Raw genomic sequence first — 19060 nt, forward strand, 5'->3', positions numbered from 1 at the left:
CAGGCGTGAGCGGGGTCACTTCTTGCTGTCGATGACCGCCTCCATCACGTTCCTCGCGATCGGGGCCGCGAGGCCGCCGCCGGAGATGTCGTCACGGACGGCGTTGTCGTCCTCGACGACGACGGCCACGGCGACCGGCGAGCTGCCGTCCTCGCCCTTGGCGTAGGAGATGAACCACGCGTAGGGGTTCTCGCTGTTGTCGACGCCGTGCTGGGCGGTACCGGTCTTGCCGCCCACGGTGACGTTGGGGATCTTGGCGTTCGAGCCGGTGCCCTTTTCGACGACCGTCTCCATCATCGACTGGAGGATCTGGGCGTTCTCCGGCGACAGTGGCTGGCTCAGTTCCTCGGGGTCGGTCTTGGTGATCGGGTCGAGGCCGGGCGACTGGAGTTCGTCGACCATGTACGGCTTCATCAGCGTGCCGTCGTTGGCGACGGCGGAGGCGACCATGGCCATCTGCAGCGGGGTCGCGGCGGTGTTGAACTGGCCGATGGAGGACAGGGCGGTCTGTGAGGGGTTCATGTCGTCGGAGAAGACCGAGGCGTTGGCGCGGACCGGCGTGAACTGTTCCTCGCCGAAGCCGAACTTCTTGGCCATGTCCAGCATCTTGTCGTTGCCGAGGTCGGCGCCGATCTTGCCGAAGACGGTGTTGCAGGAGTACTGGAGGGCGACTCGCAGCGAGGCGTTCTCGCAGGGGATGTTGCCCTCGTTGGGCAGCTTGGTGTTGGTGCCCGTCATGACCCAGGGGTCCGGCGAGTCCGTCTTGCCGTCGGCGGTCTTGTACTTGCCGTCCTCCAGCGCCGCGGCGGCGGTGACGACCTTGAAGGTGGAGCCGGGCGGGTAGGTCTCGCGCAGTGCCCGGTTGAGCATCGGGTCGTCGGGGTTGTTCTTCTTCTGCAGCTTCTGCCAGGCCTTGCTGTCCGTGGTCGTGGAGTTGCCGGCGAAGGACGACGGGTCGTAGGACGGGTAGGAGGCCAGGGCGAGGATCTTGCCCGTCGACGGCTCCAGGGCGACGACGGCGCCCTTGCCGCCCTGCTTCTGGAGGCCGTTGTACGCGGCCTTCTGGGCGGCGGCGTTCAGGGTGGTGACGACGTTGCCGCCCTGCTGCTTCTTGCCGGTGAGCATGTCGAGGGTGTTGCGGAAGAACAGCCGGTCGTCGTTGCCGGTGAGGATGCCGTCCTCGAGGTTCTCCAGCTGGGTGGCGCCGAAGGCCTGGGAGGCGTAGCCGGTGACCGGCGCCCACATGGGGCCGTCCTTGTAGGTGCGCTTGAACTTGAAGTCGCTGCCGGAGGACTCGGCGGAGCCGGTGATGGCCTTTCCGCCGACGATGATGTTGCCGCGGGGGGAGGCGTAGCGCTCGATGGTGACGCGGCGGTTGTTCTTGTTGGTGCGCAGCTCGTCGGCCTGGACGTACTGGATCCAGTTGTCGCGGATCAGCAGTGCCAGAACGAGCAGGCCGCAGAAGATCGCGATCCGGCGCAGGGGCTTGTTCATGACGGGCGGACCACCTGGGTCATCTCGGCGTCGGGGTTGGCGGCGGGGGCGGGGGCCGGTCGGCGGGCGGTGTCGCTGATGCGCAACAGGACGCCGATCAGTGCCCAGTTGGCGATCACGGAGGAACCGCCGTACGCCACGAACGGCAGCGTCATGCCGGTCAGCGGGATGAGGCCCATCACACCGCCGGCGACGACGAACACCTGGAGGGCGAAGGCGCCGGACAGGCCGATGGCCAGGAGCTTGCCGAAGGGGTCGCGGGCGGCGAGGGCGGTGCGCACACCGCGCTCGACGATCAGGCCGTAGAGCAGCATGATCGCCATGACGCCGGCCAGGCCCAGTTCCTCGCCGAAGGTGGCGAGGATGAAGTCGGAGTTGGCGGCGAAGCCGATGAGGTCGGAGTTGCCCTGTCCGAGGCCGGTGCCGAGGGTGCCGCCGGAGCCGAAGGCCCACAGCGCCTGCATGGCCTGTTCAGTGTGGCCCAGTTCGCCCGCCCGGCTCAGCTCGAACTCGCGCATCGGGTCCAGCCAGGCCTGCACACGCGTCTGGATGTGCGGCTCGAAGCTCGCCACGCCGACGGCGCCGACCGCGGACATCAGCAGACCGAAGACGATCCAGCTGGTCCGCTCGGTGGCGACGTACAGCATGATGACGAACATCCCGAAGAACAGCAGGGACGTACCGAGGTCGGTCTCGAAGACCAGGATGAGGATCGAGATGACCCAGACCACGAGGATGGGGCCCAGGTCACGGCCGCGCGGCAGGTACAGGCCCATGAAGCGGCGGCTGGCCAGGGCCAAGGCGTCCCTCTTGACCATGAGGTAGCCGGCGAAGAACACCGCGAGGGCGATCTTCGCGAACTCGCCGGGCTGGAGGGTGCCGAGGCCGGGGATCTTGATCCAGATCTTGGCGCCGTAGATGTTCGCGCCCAGTCCGGGCACGAGCGGCAGCACCAGCAGCAGCAGCGCACCGGCCATGGAGATGTACGTGTAGCGCTGCAGGACCCGGTGGTCCTTGAGGAAGATCAGCACGACCACCAGCAGAGCGACGCCCATCGCGGAGTACAGCAGCTGCCGGGGAGCCGCCTCCACGAACTGCTTGCTCGCCTGCAGCTTCTCCGACTGGTCCAGGCGCCAGATGATGACCAGCCCAAGCCCGTTGAGAAGCGTCGCCAGCGGCAGCATCAGAGGGTCGGCGTATGGGGCGAACTTCCGTACGGCGAGGTGCCCGACGCCTGCGAGCAGACCGAGTCCGAGCCCGTAGCTCAGCAGGCCCGGCGGGACCGAGTCGTGGAGTGCCAGGCCGACGTTGGCGTAGGCGAACACCGGGATGACGACGGCGAACACCAGCAGCGCGAGCTCGGTGTTGCGCCGGCTCGGCGCGCCGATGGCGCCGATCGTGGACGTGTGGTGCGTCGCCGAGTGCGACGTATTCGTACCGCTCATCGTGTGACAGGGCCTCTCACGGCTACTGCTTACCGCACAGCGAGACGACCTTCTGCTCTTCCTCCGAGAGGCTGGGGCCGGGGCTGGGGGTGGGTGCGGTCGTGGTCGGGGGCGTGGACTTCTCCGGGGCCGACGGTGAACCCGACGGGCTGGACGGGTTCGGCGTCGGTGTGGCCTTGGACGTGAAGGAGGCGGGAGTGGTTCCCGTGGTGCCCCCGGCCTCGCCTTCGCCGGTCTTGGAGTTGTTCTTGCTCTCGGCTTCGCGCCGCTGCGCTTCCTTCTTGCACGCGGAGGCCTGCACCGACAGTTCCTGGATCTTCGCCTGGGCGTTCTTGAGGCCGCCCTCGGGGATGGTCTCCTTGAGCTGCTTCTGCTGGTAGGGCGGCAGGTACTTGAGTTCGATCTCGGGGTGGTCCTTCTCGACCTTCGAGAGCGAGACCCAGGCCAGGTCCTGGCTGATGCCGCGGTACAGGGCGACGTGCTGGTCCTCGGTGCCGATGTAGTACTGCGTCTGTGTCCAGCGGTATCCGCCGTACAGGCCGCCGCCGACGACGGCCAGGGCGAGGGCGCCGTAGAGGGATCTCTTCAGCCAGCGGCCCTTTTTGCGGCGGGGCTTGGTGAAGTCGTCGTCGCCGTAGTCGAAGCCGTCCGCGGGGATGTAGCCGGTGGTGTCGCCGGAGCCGGGCGGGCCGAACTCGCCGCCTCCGCCGCCGCGGCCGTGCCGGCCGAGCCCGGAGGCGCGGCCCGCGGGGGTCTGCATGATGCCGTTGTCGTGCAGCTGGTGCTGGTTCTCGGCGACGGCGCCGACCACGACGGGGGTGTCGGACAGCTGACCGGCGAGGGTGTCGCCGGTGTCGAGGTCGAGGACGTCGGCGATGATGACGGTGATGTTGTCCGGGCCGCCGCCGCGCAGGGCCAGTTCGATCAGGTTCTGGACGGTCTCCTGGGGGCCCTGGTAGCTGGCGAGGGTGTCCTCCAGGGTCTGGTGGGACACCACGCCGGACAGGCCGTCGGAGCAGATCAGGTAGCGGTCGCCGGCGCGGACCTCGCGGATGGACAGGTCCGGTTCGACGTGGTCGCCCGAGCCGAGGGCGCGCATCAGCAGCGAGCGCTGCGGGTGCGTGGTGGCCTCCTCCTCGGTGATGCGGCCCTCGTCGACCAGGCGCTGCACCCAGGTGTGGTCCTGGGTGATCTGGGTGAGGACGCCGTCGCGGAGCAGGTAGGCGCGTGAGTCGCCGACGTGGACCAGGCCGAGGCGCTGGCCCGTCCACAGCAGGGCGGTCAGGGTCGTCCCCATGCCTTCCAGCTGGGGGTCGTCCTCGACCATGGAGCGCAGCTGGTCGTTGGCGCGCTGCACGGCGGTGCCGAGCGAGGTGAGGATGTCGGAGCCGGGGACGTCGTCGTCGAGGGCGACGATGGTGGAGATGGCCTCGGAGGAGGCGACCTCGCCGGCCGCCGCGCCGCCCATGCCGTCGGCGATGGCGAGCAGGCGCGGGCCGGCGTATCCGGAGTCCTCGTTGCCCTCCCGGATCATGCCCTTGTGCGATCCGGCCGCGAAGCGCAGTGACAGACTCATGCGCACCTCGCCTGTCGGCTCCGGGTACAGCCGGTCGTGTCGAGCCACACTGCCCACCCTCCGGTCGGGAGCGCGCGGGGGGCCGGGGTGGGGCCCGCCACTGCGTGCTCGCTCCGCTCGCGCCTATCCATGATGTAGCACTACTTCCGCAGCTCGATGACGGTCTTGCCGATGCGGATCGGCGCGCCCAGCGCAATCGGTGTGGGAGTCGTCAGCCGGGACCGGTCCAGGTATGTGCCGTTGGTGGAGCCGAGGTCCTCGACGATCCACTGGCCGTCGCGGTCCGGGTAGATCCTGGCATGGCGGCTGGAGGCGTAGTCGTCGTCCAGCACGATCGTCGAGTCGTGTGCCCGGCCCAGGGTGATGGTCTGGCCCTGGAGGGCGACCGTGGTGCCGGTGAGGGTGCCCTCGGTGACGACCAGTTTGGTGGGGGCGTTACGGCCGCGCCGGCCGCCGCCGGCGGGCTGCTGGCGCTGCTGCGGCGGCGCCTGGCGGGCGGCGGCCTGCTGCTGCCGGCCGGCCTCGCGGCGCGATCCGCGCTGGGTGACGCGCGTACCGAACAGGTCGCTGCGGATGACCTGCACGGCCACGATCACGAACAGCCACAGTACGGCCAGGAAACCCAGCCGCATGACCGTGAGGGTCAGCTCTGACATTGCCCCCGCTTCACCCTTCGGCTTGCCGGTAAATGATGGTGGTGCTGCCCACGACGATCCGCGAGCCGTCGCGGAGCGTAGCGCGGGTGGTGTGCTGCCCGTCCACCACGATGCCGTTGGTGGATCCGAGATCCTGGATCGTCGAGGGCGTTCCGGTCCGGATCTCGCAGTGCCGGCGGGAGACGCCGGGGTCGTCGATCCGCACGTCGGCGTCGGTGCTGCGGCCCAGCACCAGCGTGGCGCGGGAGATCTGGTGGCGTGTGCCGTTGATCTCGATCCAGTGGCGGGTGCGTCCGCCGGCGGCCGGGGGCCGCTGGGCGCCTCCCGCGGGCGGGTAGCCGTACCCGCCGGGGCGGCCGCCGGGCGGCGGCGCGGCCGGCATGGGCGGGGCGCCGGCGGGCGCGGCGGACGGCGGGTAGCCGTAGCCGCCGGGGCGTCCGCCCTGCGGGGCGGCGGGTGCGGCGGTGCCGCCTCCCGGGCCGCCCTGCTGGCTGCTGGAGGAGGCGAGCGTACGGCTGCGTACCCGGTACAGGCCGGTGTCGAGGTCGTCCGCCTTCTCCAGGTGCACCTTGATCGGGCCCATGAAGGTGTAGCGCTGCTGCTTGGCGTAGTCGCGCACCATGCCGGCGAGCTCGTCGCCGAGCTGGCCGGAGTAGGGGCTGAGCCGCTCGAAGTCGGGTGTGCTCAGTTCGACGATGAAGTCGTTGGGTACGACCGTGCGGTCGCGGTTCCAGATGGTGGCGTTGTTGTCGCACTCACGCTGGAGAGCTCCCGCGATCTCCACGGGCTGGACCTCGGACTTGAACACCTTGGCGAAGGTGCCGTTGACCAGACCTTCGAGACGCTGCTCGAACTTCTTCAGGACTCCCATGGGGCACCTCCTCCGTCGTTGCCGTCCTGTGTACTGCCCGGCGGACCGCTTGGCTGGTACTGCTTACTGATCGTATCCACGCGCCGCTCGATCGGCTGGTTCCCCCTGTCAGCCCCGCCGACGGGTGTCGACGCATGACGACGTTCCCTGTGGAGCTCGCCTTCGAACTCCTCCGGTGGTACTGCTGCGCGTATCCGCCTCCGGTATGCCTGACAAGGATCGTAGAGGCGGCTGAAGACCAGTGTCCCGCACCCGGCTGTGGACCCCGCCCCCTCCTGCGGAGACGGCGGGTACCGGTACGAGGTTGATACGTGAACCGGTACGGGTTGATACGTGGCAGGGGCATCGACGGTTCGGCAGGGGGGTCTGCCTGCGGGGATAAGGGATGTGAACCCACCCCTTCCAGCGTGCTAATGTTCTGGGTGTCGGAAGGCGCCCGCCCCAACGGGGCAGACGCCCAGGACACACCCAATGCGCGGGTGGCGGAATAGGCAGACGCGCTGGATTCAGGTTCCAGTGCCCGCAAGGGCGTGGGGGTTCAACTCCCCCCTCGCGCACCGTCGGAACGGGCGGCATCGATCAGATGCCGCCCGTTCTTCGTATGTCCGGATGTGACGGCCGTCTCGGGCCGGGCCCGGGTCCCGTGCCGTGTGAGGAAGCTCTCAGGCCCGGTCGGCCGGGCCGTCTCCCAGCGTTCGTCCCGGGGCGAAGCGCTCCCGGACGAGCGGGTCGTCGAGGAGACGGGGCGGGTAGCCGGGGCCGGTGCGGGCGCTCATGTCCCGCTGGTGCAGGTCCTCGCCGCAGGCGGAGCAGACGACCCGGGCCTCGGTGTCGTGGCCGCAGGGCCGGTGGTGCAGGACCACGGGGGCGCCCGCGTCGCCGGCCAGCCAGCGGTCGCCCCAGGCGTTGATCGCGGCGAGCACGCCGAAGAAGTCGCGGCCCTTGTCCGTGGGCAGGTACTCGTGACGGACCGGGTCGCTCTGGTAGGCGCGCCGGTACAGCAGGCCCTCGGCCTCCAGGCGCCGCAGCCGGTCGGTGAGGGTGTTGCGGGCGATGCCCAGGGTGGTGATGAAGCCGTCGAAGCGGGATTCGCCGTAGAAGACCTCGCGCAGGACCAGGAGGGTCCAGGCGTCGCCGAGGATGTCGGCGGTGCGGGCGATCGAGCAGGGCCAGGTGCCGAACGAGGTCCGTCGCATGGGTTCACTGTAGAAGGCGGGCGCCCTGTCGGTCTCATGACGAGATCGAGCTGCCGGGGCCGGGCCGCTGTGCGCGTCCCGCCCCCTGGAGCCGCCGGGCGGGGCGCGGACCGGCCGGTCCCCTATGCGCGCAGGCCCGCCAGGTGCGCCGGGCGGCGGCGCAGGGCGAGGGCGGTGGGGACCGTCGCGCAGACCACGGCGAGCAGGGCGCAGGCGGCGGCCGTCGCGCCGAGGGCCTGCCACGGGAGGGTGACGGTGGGCGGCACCGACAGCAGGGCGAGGGCTGCCCCCATGCCGGCCAGGTTGACGCCGGTGACGAGCAGGCCGAGCAGCGCACCGGCCGTGACGGCCGTCAGGGCCTCGGCCGCGGTCAGCAGCAGCACCTGCCGGCGGGTGGCGCCGGCCAGCCGCAGCACGGCCAGGTCACGGGATCGGTCGGAGGCCGCCATGACCGTGGTGTTGGCCACGGAGATGCCCGTGTAGAGCAGGGCGATGCCGAGCACCAGGAGGACACCGAGGCGTGTGGTGCGGTGGGTGTCCGGCTGGGTGGCGCGCAGCCATGCCTCCCGGGTGTGGACCCGGGCGCCCGACGGGCCGGCCGCCTCGCGCAGGGCGGTGGCCACGGCGGCGGGTGCGGTGCCGTGCTGCGGGGTCACGTCCACGCGGTCGACCGTGGCGCCCGGGGCGTTGCGCGGGGTGACGTAGGCGCCGTTGCCGCCCGTGCCGGTGGGCATCACCGCGGCGATGCGGAGGGTGCGCGGGGTGCCGTCGCCCAGCCAGACCCGGACGTGGTCGCCCACCCGGTGCCGTTGCCACTCCTCGTTGACGATGATCGAGTCGTCGTCGAGGTCGCCGGCCTTGCCGGCGCGGAGTGGCAGGCGGGTGGTGGCCGCCAGGTCGCGGGGGGTGGCGGCGCGGGCCTCGGAGCGGATCAGGGCCACCCCGTCCTCCAGTACGTGCACGGCCGTCGGCGCGGTCGGTGAGATCCGTGCGCCCGGCACGGCCCGCAGCCTTTCGAGGGTGGCGGCGTCGAAGCCCTGTCCGGTGGCGGGGGTGACGACGAAGGCGGCGGTGGTGCGTTCCCTCGTCTCGGTGGACCGCGCCTGGTTCAGGGTGGCGGTGGCGCCCAGGAGGGAGCCGGCGAGCGCGACCGTGACCAGGACGGGGGCCGCGAGGGCGGCGGTGCGGCGGACCGCGGTGGCGGTGTTCTCGCGGACCAGGGTGGCCAGGGCCGAGGGCAGGCAGGTCAGCAGGCGGGTGAGGGGACGCAGGACGAGGGGCGCGAGCAGGGCGGCCGCCGTGATCAGCAGCATGGGGCGGCTGATGTAGGTCTTGCGGTGGAGCAGGTCGCCCGGGTCGCCGGTGAGGGACAGGGCCAGGGTCACGGCGGCGTTGAGCAGGAGGGCCGTGCCGCAGAGCAGGCGTCCCCGGGTGAGCGGCCCGCTGTCGGCGGCGGCCTCGCGCAGCGCCTCGGCGGGGGCCGTGCGGCCGGCCCGCCAGGAGGCCGCGGCCGCTCCGCACAGGGCGACGAGCAGGCCCGTCCAGAAGGCCGCGTGGTAGGGCCAGGTGTGCTCGCCGATGGTGAACCAGACGGGAGCGAGGCGCTCTTCGACCACCCGGGCCGCCAGCAGCGGCGCCCCGTAGGAGCCCAGCACGCAGCCGGCCACCGAGGCGAGCACGCCGACGGTGAGGGCCTCGGCGAGGACGGCCCGGCGCAGCTGCGCGGGACTGGCCCCGGCGGTGCGCAGCAGGGCGAACTCCCGGCGGCGCTGGGCGACCGCGAAGGCGAAGGTCGACGCCACGACGAACACGGACACGAAGGCGGTGACGCCGCCGGCGGTGCCGAACAGGGCATTCATCGCGGTGAGCGCCTCGCGGTCCCGGTCCGGGTCGGCGTCGGCGAGGCGGCGTGCCGTGCCGGTGAGCACCCGGGCGGTGTCGCCCACCGCCGCGCGTACGGACGCCGGGTCGGCCGTCACGGCCACCTGGTCGGTCGGCGGGTGCAGTTGTGCGGCGCGGCTGTCGGTGAAGAACACGGCGTTCTCGAAGCCGCGCGGGGTCAGCGTGCCCACGACGCGTACGGTGCCCGCGTCGGTGTGGATCCGATGGCCCGGGCGGGCCCAGTCGCCGGTGACGGCGACCTCGCCGGCGGTGCGGGGGGCCCGGCCGGTGGCGAGGTCGTAGGGGGCGAACGCGGCGGTGGACCAGGGGTGGCCCACCAGGCCGGCGGGAGCGCCGGGTGCCCGGACGGGGAACGAGCGGTCCTCGACGACCGGACCCAGCGTCCGCAGCCGTGCGACGGTCGCGGCCGGTACGGGACGCGGGTGCGCGAGCCGGGACGCGCGCACGCCGGCCGGGGTCGGCACGCGCAGGGTGTCCTGCCCCTTGACCACGACCGGCGCGGCGGCGAAGCGTTCGGGGGCACGCTCGGGGGCGGTGAGCGTCGAGGCCAGGGCCAGGCCCATCACGGTGAGCAGGGCCACGCCCAGACAGAGCGCGACGAAGCTGCCGGTGAAGGTGGCCCAGCGGGCGCGCAGGGTGTGCAGGGTGACGTTCAGCACGGCACGGCCTCCAGGCGGGTCATACGGGCGGCGATGGCCTCGGCGCCCGCGTCCGTCAACGCGCCGCTGACACGGCCGTCGACGAGGAAGACGACACGGTCGGCGTACGCGGCGGCCACCGGGTCGTGCGTGACCATGACGACGGTCTGGCCCTCGCGGTCGACCATGCCGCGCAGCAGGCCGAGCACCTCGCGGCCGGTGCGGGTGTCCAGGGCGCCGGTCGGTTCGTCGCCGAACAGCACGTCCGGCCGGGTGATCAACGCGCGGGCCAGCGCGACGCGTTGCTGCTGGCCGCCGGAGAGCTGGGCCGGCCGGTGCCGGGCCCGGTCCGCGAGGCCGACCTGGGCGAGCGCCTCGCGCACCCGGGCCGTGGGGACGCGGCGGCCGGCCAGGCGCAGGGGCAGGGCCACGTTCTGCTCGGCGGTCAGCGAGGGCAGCAGGTTGAACGCCTGGAAGACGAACCCGACGCGTTCGCGCCGCAGCAGGGTCAGCCGCCGTTCGCTCAGCCCGGTCAGTTCGGTGCCGCCCACGGTGACCGATCCGGAGGTGGGCCGGTCCAGGCCGGCCGCGCACTGGAGCAGCGTGGACTTGCCGGAGCCGGACGGGCCCATGACGGCGGTGAAGGTCCCGGCGGGGAAGGTGAGCGAGACCGCGTCGAGGGCGGTCAGGGGCCCGTATCTGCGGGTGAGCGAGTCCAGCCGGACGGCGTCGTGCGTCATGGGTTCCCCCTGGTGTCGGTGTCGCTCCCACGAAACCGGGCGGGGGCCGGCCGGCGCACTGCGGCAGGGGCTAGACGCGGGGTAGGGCCAGGCATACCCCCGGGCCTCCGCCTGCGCCCATGGCCGCGGCCCCGGGCGGCTCCTACGGTGATCCGCATGCATCCTCGGAACGTGTGGCAGGCCCTGTCCCGCCCCGGCTATCTGCTGTCGGCGTGGCCCTGGCGGTCGGCGGCCTACCTGCTCAGCGGCGCGGTCACCGGAGCGGTCGTGCTGGTGGGGATCGTGCTGGGGGCGGTGGCCGGCGGGGTGCTCGCGCTCGCGCTGGTGGGGCTGCCGCTGCTGCTCGGCACGGCCCTGGCGGGCGTTCCGGTGGCGGCCCTGGAGCGCTGCCGGCTGCGGCTGGTCGACGAGGAGCGGGCGACGGATCCGCACGAGGCGCCCGGGGAGCCGGGGCTGCGGGCCTGGCTGGTGACACGGGTGCGGGAGCGGGCCACCTGGCGGGAGCTGGGCCACGCCCTGCTGTTCGCGGGGCTGTTGTGGCCGGTCGACGCCCTGGCCTTCGCCCTCCTGCTGCCGGTACCGCTGTCGGTGGTGGCGACGCCGTTGCAGCTGGCCCTGTTCGGTGAGGCGAAGGTCCTCAAGGTGTGGCTGGTCACCGGCTGGCCCGCTGCCCTCGGCTGGGCCGCCCTCGGGCTGGTGCTGCTGGCCCTGGGCGGCTGTCTGCTGGGGGTCGTGGCCGGGGCCCGGGCGTCGCTGACCCGGCTGCTGATCGCGCCTCGGGAGGCCGAGCTCGGGGCCCGCGTGGTCGAACTGGCCCGTTCCCGAGTGCGGTTGGTGGACGCCTTCGAGGCGGAACGGCGGCGCATCGAACGCGATCTGCACGACGGGGCGCAGCAGCGGCTCGTCGCCCTGACGATGACGCTCGGACTGGCGCGCCTCGACGCCCCGCCCGGCCCGCTCGCCGACCAGCTCGCCAAGGCGCACCAGGAGGCGGACAGCGCCCTCGCGGAACTGCGCGAGCTCATCCACGGCATCCACCCCAAGGTGCTCGCCGACTACGGCCTGGAGGCGGCCGTGGCCGACGCGGCCGACCGTTCGGCGGTGCCCGTGGACGTCGACCTGGAGCTGCCCGGGCGGCTCTCGCCGGCGGTCGAGGCCGCCGCGTACTTCGTGGTGTGCGAGGCGCTCGCCAACGTGGGCCGGCACAGCGGCGCCGGCCGGGCGGAGGTCAGCGGGGAGTACCGCGACGGGCGGCTGCTGCTGCGGATACGCGACGACGGGCGCGGCGGGGCGCGGGCCGGGGAGGGCAGCGGGCTGACCGGGCTCGCCGACCGGGTGTCGGTGCTCGATGGCAGACTCACCCTGTCCAGTCCGCCCGGCGGACCGACCCTGCTGCGTGTGGAGATCCCTTGTGACCCTGCGAGTTGAGCGGCCGCTGCGGGTCGTCCTGGCCGAGGACAGCGTCCTGTTGCGGGACGGGCTCGTCGCACTGCTGGAGCGCTGCGGGCACGAGGTCGTCGCGGCCGTGGGGGACGCAGGGGCCCTGGTCGCGGCCGTCGGGGAGCACGATCCGGACGTGGTCGTGACGGACGTGCGCATGCCGCCCGGCTTCCAGGACGAGGGGCTGCACGCGGCGGTGCGGCTGCGCGAGCGTCGGCCCACACTGCCCGTGCTGGTCCTCAGCCAGTACGTGCAGCGCCGGTACGCCGCCGAGCTGCTCGACTCCGGCGACGGCACGGGCGTCGGCTATCTGCTCAAGGACCGCGTCGGCCAGGTCGAGGAGTTCGTCGAGGCGCTCGGCGAGGTCGCGCGGGGCGGCACGGTCGTCGACCCCGAGGTCGTACGGCAGTTGCTGCGCCGGCGCCGCGATCCGCTGGAGCGGCTCACCCCGCGCGAGCGGGAGGTGCTGGCGCTGATCGCCGAGGGCCGGTCCAACAGCGCCATCGCCCGCGAACTGGTCGTCTCCGAGGCGGCCGTGGGCAAGCACGTCTCCGGCATCCTCACCAAGCTGGACCTGCCCCCGGCCGACGCCACCCACCGCCGGGTGCTGGCCGTGCTGGCCTATCTGCGGGCCTGAGCAGGCGTGCGAGGGGCCGACGGGGCGTGTCGTGTCCGCAGGTGTGGCGGGACGTTTTGGGGGGCGGGGCTGGGCGCGCTTTCGAGGCCTGATGGGGCGTATGTCGGGGGGCTGGCGGGGCGTTTCCGGGGCCCCTGATGGGGCGTATGCCGGGGCCTGACGGGGCGTTTTCGGGGGGCCTGACGGGGTGGTGGCCTCGACCTTAGGGTGCACGCATGACGCTGCAACTGGTTCAGGTGAACTTCAAGGCCCGGGACGATGCCGCGCTCGGCCGGTTCTGGGCGGACGTGCTCGGCTGGGGCATGTCCAGCGAGGGTCCCGGTGTCACCAACCTGGAGCCGGTGGGCTTCGACTGGCCGGACCCGTCCGCCGTCTGCGTCGACCTCGTCCGGGTCCCGGACCCCGAGTCGGTGCGGTACCGCGTCCACCTCGAACTCGCCACCACCTCCGACGCCCATCAGGCGGAACTGGTCGCGCGCCTGAAGGACCTCGGGGCGACGCCCGTCGAAACGGGCCGGGACGACGTGCCGTGGACGGTGCTGGCCGACCCGGAGGGCAACGTGTTCAGCGTCCTGGAGCCGCGGGAGCTCTACCGGGACACCGGGCCCGTCGCCGCCGTGGTCGTCGCCTGCGCCGACCCGCGGGCCATGGTCCGGTTCTGGGCCGAGGCGATCGACTGGACCGTCCACGAACTGACCGACGAGCGGGCCCTGCTGCGCTCCTCCGAGGGTGTCGGGCCGTACCTGGAGTTCCGCCGCACACCGGACGACCGGGCCGTCACCGGCCGCGTCCACCTCGACGTCAGGCCCGATCCGATCGAGGACCAGGCGACGGAGGTCGCCCGCCTCGAAGGGCTCGGTGCGACACGGGCCGATGTGGGCCAGGGCGACGTCCCCTGGGTCGTCCTCGCCGACCCGGAGGGCAACGAGTTCTGCGTCCTGGGCCGGGGCTGACGAGGACCGCGTCCGTGCCCTTGCGCACGGCGGCACGGCAGGGCCTCCGTGCGGTACGGCACCGGGGAGCACGTCCAAGGGCCGTGCGGGGTGGGCACGTTGTATTAAAACCAGCGAGTTGGTTTCATTGCGTCGCCTCGCCATCAGAGCCCTGCAGGGGAGCCACGGGTGACCAAACAGGACCGGGCCGTCCGGACCCGTCGCGCGCTGATCCGTTCCGCGGCCGAGCAGTTCGAGGCCCGGGGATACGTCCGGGCCTGCCTGGCGCAGATCAGCGCGGGCGCCGGCGTCAGCTCCGGCGCGCTGCACTTCCACTTCGCCAACAAGGCCGCCGTCGCCGAGGCCGTCGAGCACGCGGCCGCCGGTGCCCTGCGCGAGGCGGCGGGGCACGGGCGGGACGCCGAGGGCAGCGCCCTGCAACGGCTCGTGGACGTCACCCACCACGTCGCCCGGCTGCTGCGCGCCGACGTGGTGGTGCGGGCGGGGCTGCGGCTGAACGCCGAGGGGTACGGCGGGCGGAGGCGGGACCTGCGCCGGGAGTGGCGGGAGTGCGTGCAGGGCCTGCTGGCCGAGGCGGAGGGGCGGGGCGAACTCGCCGCCGGGGTGGCCCCGCAGCGCACCAGCGCCGTCGTCCTCGCCGCCACGACCGGCATCGAGGTCCTGTCCCGGGAGGACCACGGCTGGCTCGCCCGGCCCGCGCTGACCGACCTGTGGCACCTGCTGCTGCCGTGCCTGGCGGCACCGCGCCTGGCCGGACAGCTGGACCCGGCGGGGAGCGCGCCGGGAGGGGGCGCGAGCACGAGGGCTGTGGCGGACCCGGTCGGCAGCGGGGCGGACACTCCGGGCGTCCCGGCACAGGCGTGCGTGGCGGGGCTCGCGCTGCGGTAGGGCGGATGGATGCACCGGGCGTCCGGACGCGGGCGTGCGGGGCTCGCGCTGCGGTAGGGCGGATGGAGGCACCGGGCATCCGGACACGGGCGTGTGTGGCGGGGTTCGCGCTGCGGTAGGGCGGATGGATGTACCGGGCCTCGGGACGCGGGCGTGTGTGGCGGGGTTCGCGTTGCGGTAGCGGTGGCCCCGGCCGAGCACCGGGCTCGCTGAGCCGGGGCCGAAACAAACCGGATGGCAAGTTTTTCCGGCGCGCTGATCGCACGATGGTCTCCCAGTCTTCGGAACCGAGGAGCGATGAGCCATGGCGACACAGCCCGCCTGCCCCTTCCTGTCGATCGACCCGTCCGGTCAGGACCTCTACGGCGAGATATCCCGCATCCGTGCGCAGGGCCCGGCCGTGGAGGTCGAACTCCCCGGCGGCGTACGGGCGTGGTGGATCAACGGCCTGGAGCTGAACAAGCGGCTCCTGGCCGGCCCCGAGACGAGCAAGGACGCCTTCCAGCACTGGCCGGCCTGGATCAACGGGGACATCTCGCGCACCTGGCCGCTCGCCATCTGGGTCTCGGTGCGCAACATGGTCACCGCCTACGGCACCGACCACAGCCGGCTGCGCAAACCGATGGCCGCCGCGTTCACCAAACGCCGCGTCGACGCACTGCTGCCCCGCGTCCAGCAGATCGTCGACCGGGCGCTGGACGCGCTGGAACGCGTCCCTGAAGGCGAAGTCGTCGATCTGCGCGCGGCGTTCGCGGCGCCCGTCCCGCACGAGGTGGTGTGCGAGCTCTTCGGCGTACCGCGCGGCGAGGACGGCCCGCGCGCGGACCTCTACCGCATCATCAACCGCTTCTTCGACACGGCCATCTCCCTGGAGGACGCCCAGGCCAACGCCGTCGACCTCTACGGCACGCTGACGGCGTTCCTCCAGCACAAGCGCGAGCACCCGGCCGACGACCTGACGACGGCGCTCATCACCGCACGCGACGAAGGCGCCCTCAGTGAACAGGAGTTGATGGACAACCTGATCCTGCTGCTCACCGCGGGTTTCGAGACGACGGTCAACCTCATCGACAACACCGTGCACAGCCTGCTCGCCCACCCCGAGCAGCTCGACCTCGTCCGCTCCGGGCGGGCGACCTGGGAGGACGCCCTGGAGGAGTCGCTGCGCTTCGAGGCGCCCGGTGCCATGTCGGGCCTGCGCTACGCCGTGGAGGACATCGAGATCCAGCCGGGCCTGACCATCCCCAAGGGCGACCCGCTCGTGGTCTCCTTCGCCGGTGCCGGGCGCGACCCCGAGCGGCACGGGCCCGACGCCGAACGGTTCGACATCACCCGCGGCACCAGCCGCGACCACGTGTCCTTCGGCCACGGGGTGCACCACTGCCTGGGCCGGCCCCTGGCCATGGCCGAGGCGACCGTGGCCCTGACGTCGCTGTTCGCGCGTTTCCCGCGGCTGGCCCTGGCCGACCCGTCGCGTCCGCCGAAGCGGCTGCGGTCCATCATCTCCACCGGCCACCAGGAACTGCCGGTGCTGTTGCACGGCCCGCGCCCGGTCTGAGAGCGACAGACGGAGGCCGTGCCGGAGTGATCAGGAGACCTTCCAGCCCTGGAGGAACGCGCGGTACCAGGGCACCGCGCGGGGGAAGGCTGCCGCGAAGCCGTCACCGGGCGAGCAGTCGAAGGTCTTCCAGAACGTGTCGTCCACGAACCAGTGGTCGACCGTGAGCATGCCGAGGTGATGCAGGGCGAGCGGTGACCCGGCGGCCCGGTCGAGGGCGGTGGCGACGTCCACGGCCGCGCCGCCGCCCGGCTCCCCCAGCTCCCGTGACACGGCCGCCAGCAGGGCCGGGACCGTCACCGGCTCGGGGTGGCCGACGTGGTGCACCCCGCCGCCGGACGCCGGGGCGAGCGCGGCGGCCACCACCGCACGGCCCAGGGTGTCGACGTCGATCATCGACTGGAGCGCCTCGCAGCCGGTGAGGGTGGCCGACAACTCGTTCATCAGCCACACCAGCCCGGGGATCACCCAGCGGTCGCCCTCGCCGTACACGAGGTGGGGGCGCAGCACCAGGCCGCCCGCGTCGAGGACGTACCGTTCGGCGGCGGCCCGGGTGCGGCTGGTGGGTGAGGCGGGCGCGATCGGCGCCTCTCCGGGGCGCACGCCCCGGAAGGGGCCCCGGCCGTGCACGGCGGCCGTGCTGACGTACACGATCCGGCGCACTCCGGCGCGCACGGCCTCCTCGACCAGGGCGCGGGTGCCGTGGTCGTTGACCGCCTCGACGGTCTCGGCGTCGCCGCCGACCCGCGCGGCGCAGTGCACCAGGACGTCGGTGTCGGCGCAGACGCCGCGCAGGGAGGGCGGGGCGCAGAGGTCGCCGTGCACGTACGCGGGGCCGGGCGGTGTGTGCCGGGACAACAGGCGTACGCGTACGCCCGGTTGCCGCTGTGCCGCGGCGGCGACCCGGCCGCCGACGAAGCCGCTCGCGCCCGTGATGAGGATCCTGAGGGTCACGACGGGGACCGTACCCGCGCGGGGCGGGCGGAGGTCAGGTCGGCGGTGAAGACCGGCTCGCCGTCCTGCCGCCCCGACACCCGTACCGTCACCTCCCCGGGGCGCTCGTCGAAGACCTCGGTCTCGATCCGGCACGGGCTGTGCAGCTCGGCGTAGCGGGCGAACTCCGCCGTCATCCGCAGCGGCAGGAACGGGTGCAGGCCGGACGCGGCGGTCGCGGCCTGGCGGGCCGCCTCGAACAGCACCATGCCGGGGACGTGGTCGTTGGGGCGCGGGAAGAGGACCGGGTGACCCGTGTCGACGCGCAGCTGCCAGACGCCGGGGCGGTCGCCGGGAGCGAGGACGACGTCCTCGGCGCGGGCCCGGCCCGCCGTCCGTGGGTCTATGCCCGCCGGGAGCGGCACCGGTATGTCCAGGGCGTTCAGCCGGCCCGCGCGTATGCGGCGGTAGGCGCGCGGCGGGGTGCAGCCGGTGCTTCCGGTGCCGCGGGCGACGACTCGTCCCGCGCGGCGGAACTCCATCGTGGTGCGCATGCTGCGCAGCCCGCGGCCGTGGCGGCGGACCTCGGAGCACACGACGTCGAACTCGACCGGCTCGGCGGCGTCCGCGAGCAGGAGTGCGGCCGGGTCGACGTGGACCGTCAGGTCCCACATGACGAAGTGCGTGTCCGCCGGGGCGCCGAACTCGGCGTGCGCCAGCACCATCGAAGCCTGCCGCAACGTTTCGCCCACGACCATCGGGTCCTGGTGACGGTCGTCCACGGGGCCGAAGAAGGCGTGGTCGGCCGGCCAGTGCCCCGTGAAGCGGAAGCGGCAGTCGGAGATTCGGCGCCACCGGGTGGGGAAGACGTCCGACTCAGCGGTGCGATGGGCGAGCTCCGCGGTGACGACGGAGGCGTGGGAGCGGGGGATGGGGCGTTCGGTGGCCGGGTGCGTCGCGGCGGGTGGGTGGGTCCCGGTGGGGGGAGTCGGCGGCATGGGTTCGTTCGCTGCTGAGGGGGCTGAGGGGGCTGAGGAGGCGGAGAGGGATGACCGGAGTGGGCGGGCTGCTGCCGGGGACGCCGGTGCCCGCAGCTCTCGCAGGGCGGTGGTCTGTGGCGTGTTCTCGACGGTCGTAGCCGTCGCGTTTGCCGGACTGCCCCCACGTCCGGTCTGATCCTCCGTGAGTGGGCTCAAAGGCCCTGTCTGCGGCATGAGAACCCCCAGGATCGGCTGCCTGGCCCCGGTCGGCGCCTGACTAAGATACGGACGAGCCGGTTTTTTTCAAAGGGCGAGCCAAGCCGCTGGAACAGGCTCTCGCGCCCTCGCCCCCCAGCGACTTCACACGGATCGACGGAGATCAGGAGGCATCCGATGGCGCGACAGGAGCGCGCGATCCGCACCCGGCGGACCATCCTGGAGGCGGCAGCGGTCGTCTTCGACGAACGCGGCTACACCTCGGCGACCATCGGCGAGATCCTCGACCGGGCCGGCGTCACCAAGGGCGCGCTGTACTTCCACTTCGGTTCCAAGGAGGAACTGGCGGTCGGGGTGTTCGAGGAGCAGCTCGCGATCACCCTCCCGCCGCAGAGCAGCAAACTCCAGGAACTCGTCGACTCCGGTCTGGTGATGGCCCGTCGGCTGCGGTCCGAACCGCTGGTGCGGGCGAGCGTGGGGCTCGCCCTCGACCAGGGGGCCATGGACCTCGACCGCACCCCCGCCTTCCAGATGTGGATCGACCAGAACACGCAGATGCTGGCCGAGGCGAAGACGCGGGGCGAACTGCTCCAGCACGTCGACGTGGCGGAGACGGCCGAGCTGCTGGTCGGCAGCTTCTCCGGCGTGCAGCTGCTGTCCCAGCTGCGCTGCCAGCGGCAGGATCTGGAGCGCCGTGTCGTGGTGCTGTTCGAGCACTTCCTGCCCAGCATCACGGTGCCGGCGGTGCTGGCCCGGCTCGACATCTCCACGGAGCGGGCCGAGCGGGTGCTGGCGCAGGTGCTGACCGAGGAGAGCGCGGCCGTGCCGGCCCGGGCCGCCGTGCCCGCGCACACGTCCGTGGCCTCCGGAGCGTGAGCAGTGCCGTGGGCCGCGAGGTGAAGTCGTGAGGTCCGGCAGGTCCGGCAGGTCCGGCTGC

At 72.7% G+C, this 19060-nt stretch carries 16 protein-coding genes and 1 tRNA gene; 7 read left to right on the forward strand and 10 right to left on the reverse strand.

Translation table 11 applies throughout. The annotated features are described in order from the left end of the window. Window positions 1-15: 15 nt before the first annotated feature. From ACFV20_RS05100 to ACFV20_RS05120, 5 genes are all read right to left on the reverse strand, one after another. A complete protein-coding gene (locus ACFV20_RS05100; RefSeq protein ID WP_385652455.1) occupies window positions 16-1494 on the reverse strand; it encodes a peptidoglycan D,D-transpeptidase FtsI family protein in 1479 nt (492 codons plus the stop codon). Then, window positions 1491-2939, reverse strand: coding sequence for an FtsW/RodA/SpoVE family cell cycle protein (locus tag ACFV20_RS05105; protein ID WP_385652458.1), 1449 nt, complete (start codon window positions 2937-2939; stop codon window positions 1491-1493). Before ACFV20_RS05105 ends, ACFV20_RS05100 begins: the two co-directional genes overlap by 4 nt. A 22-nt stretch (window positions 2940-2961) precedes the next feature. Next, complete coding sequence (locus ACFV20_RS05110; RefSeq protein WP_385652460.1) at window positions 2962-4515, reverse strand: Stp1/IreP family PP2C-type Ser/Thr phosphatase; 1554 nt, start codon at window positions 4513-4515, stop codon at window positions 2962-2964. Between the two features lie 140 nt (window positions 4516-4655). After that, window positions 4656-5171: an FHA domain-containing protein gene (locus ACFV20_RS05115; RefSeq protein WP_385652463.1), complete on the reverse strand. Its 516-nt coding sequence runs from the start codon at window positions 5169-5171 to the stop codon at window positions 4656-4658. 10 nt (window positions 5172-5181) lie between these two features. Continuing rightward, on the reverse strand, window positions 5182-6042 hold the full coding sequence (locus tag ACFV20_RS05120) for an FhaA domain-containing protein (RefSeq protein WP_385652466.1): 861 nt from the start codon (window positions 6040-6042) through the stop codon (window positions 5182-5184). A gap of 473 nt (window positions 6043-6515) precedes the next feature. Between ACFV20_RS05120 and ACFV20_RS05125 the strand changes: the two genes are divergently transcribed. Continuing rightward, a tRNA-Leu gene (locus ACFV20_RS05125) sits at window positions 6516-6599 on the forward strand. 105 nt (window positions 6600-6704) lie between these two features. Here ACFV20_RS05125 and ACFV20_RS05130 read toward each other — a convergent pair. The 3 genes from ACFV20_RS05130 to ACFV20_RS05140 all read right to left on the reverse strand — a co-directional run bounded on the left by ACFV20_RS05130 (window position 6705) and on the right by ACFV20_RS05140 (window position 10518). Beyond that, window positions 6705-7238: a winged helix-turn-helix transcriptional regulator gene (locus tag ACFV20_RS05130; RefSeq protein ID WP_385652468.1), complete on the reverse strand. Its 534-nt coding sequence runs from the start codon at window positions 7236-7238 to the stop codon at window positions 6705-6707. Between the two features lie 122 nt (window positions 7239-7360). Beyond that, the gene (locus ACFV20_RS05135; protein ID WP_385652469.1) at window positions 7361-9799 is read right to left on the reverse strand and encodes an ABC transporter permease; all 2439 of its coding nucleotides are present in this window, start codon (window positions 9797-9799) and stop codon (window positions 7361-7363) included. Continuing rightward, window positions 9793-10518 carry an ABC transporter ATP-binding protein gene (locus ACFV20_RS05140; protein WP_385652470.1) on the reverse strand — a complete coding sequence of 242 codons (726 nt, stop codon included), beginning with the start codon at window positions 10516-10518 and terminating at the stop codon, window positions 9793-9795. The genes ACFV20_RS05135 and ACFV20_RS05140 overlap by 7 nt, the downstream gene beginning before the upstream one ends. Window positions 10519-10674: 156 nt before the next feature. Between ACFV20_RS05140 and ACFV20_RS05145 the strand changes: the two genes are divergently transcribed. The 5 genes from ACFV20_RS05145 to ACFV20_RS05165 all read left to right on the forward strand — a co-directional run bounded on the left by ACFV20_RS05145 (window position 10675) and on the right by ACFV20_RS05165 (window position 15994). Continuing rightward, window positions 10675-11946 carry a sensor histidine kinase gene (locus ACFV20_RS05145; RefSeq protein WP_385652472.1) on the forward strand — a complete coding sequence of 424 codons (1272 nt, stop codon included), beginning with the start codon at window positions 10675-10677 and terminating at the stop codon, window positions 11944-11946. After that, window positions 11936-12595, forward strand: a complete 660-nt coding sequence (locus ACFV20_RS05150) for a response regulator (protein WP_385652546.1) — start codon at window positions 11936-11938, stop codon at window positions 12593-12595. Before ACFV20_RS05145 ends, ACFV20_RS05150 begins: the two co-directional genes overlap by 11 nt. A gap of 215 nt (window positions 12596-12810) precedes the next feature. Continuing rightward, window positions 12811-13548 (forward strand): VOC family protein, encoded by a 738-nt coding sequence (locus ACFV20_RS05155; protein ID WP_385652474.1) that lies wholly within the window; start codon window positions 12811-12813, stop codon window positions 13546-13548. Between the two features lie 168 nt (window positions 13549-13716). Then, a complete protein-coding gene (locus ACFV20_RS05160) occupies window positions 13717-14436 on the forward strand; it encodes a ScbR family autoregulator-binding transcription factor (RefSeq protein ID WP_385652475.1) in 720 nt (239 codons plus the stop codon). Window positions 14437-14740: 304 nt separating this feature from the next. After that, window positions 14741-15994 (forward strand): cytochrome P450, encoded by a 1254-nt coding sequence (locus tag ACFV20_RS05165; protein ID WP_385652477.1) that lies wholly within the window; start codon window positions 14741-14743, stop codon window positions 15992-15994. Window positions 15995-16024: 30 nt separating this feature from the next. On the opposite strand, the gene ACFV20_RS05170 is transcribed toward ACFV20_RS05165, so the two are convergent. Together ACFV20_RS05170 and ACFV20_RS05175 are read right to left on the reverse strand one after the other, a co-directional pair. Next, the gene (locus ACFV20_RS05170; protein ID WP_385652479.1) at window positions 16025-16948 is read right to left on the reverse strand and encodes an NAD-dependent epimerase/dehydratase family protein; all 924 of its coding nucleotides are present in this window, start codon (window positions 16946-16948) and stop codon (window positions 16025-16027) included. Then, window positions 16945-17925, reverse strand: a complete 981-nt coding sequence (locus ACFV20_RS05175) for a ScbA/BarX family gamma-butyrolactone biosynthesis protein (RefSeq protein WP_385652483.1) — start codon at window positions 17923-17925, stop codon at window positions 16945-16947. Before ACFV20_RS05175 ends, ACFV20_RS05170 begins: the two co-directional genes overlap by 4 nt. A gap of 375 nt (window positions 17926-18300) precedes the next feature. Here ACFV20_RS05175 and ACFV20_RS05180 point away from each other — a divergent pair, with 375 nt between their 5' ends. Continuing rightward, on the forward strand, window positions 18301-18999 hold the full coding sequence (locus ACFV20_RS05180; RefSeq protein WP_385652487.1) for a ScbR family autoregulator-binding transcription factor: 699 nt from the start codon (window positions 18301-18303) through the stop codon (window positions 18997-18999). The last annotated feature ends 61 nt before the right edge of the window (window positions 19000-19060 follow it).

This window comes from Streptomyces sp. NPDC059696 (assembly GCF_042733745.1).
Taxonomy (GTDB): Bacteria; Actinomycetota; Actinomycetes; order Streptomycetales; family Streptomycetaceae; genus Streptomyces.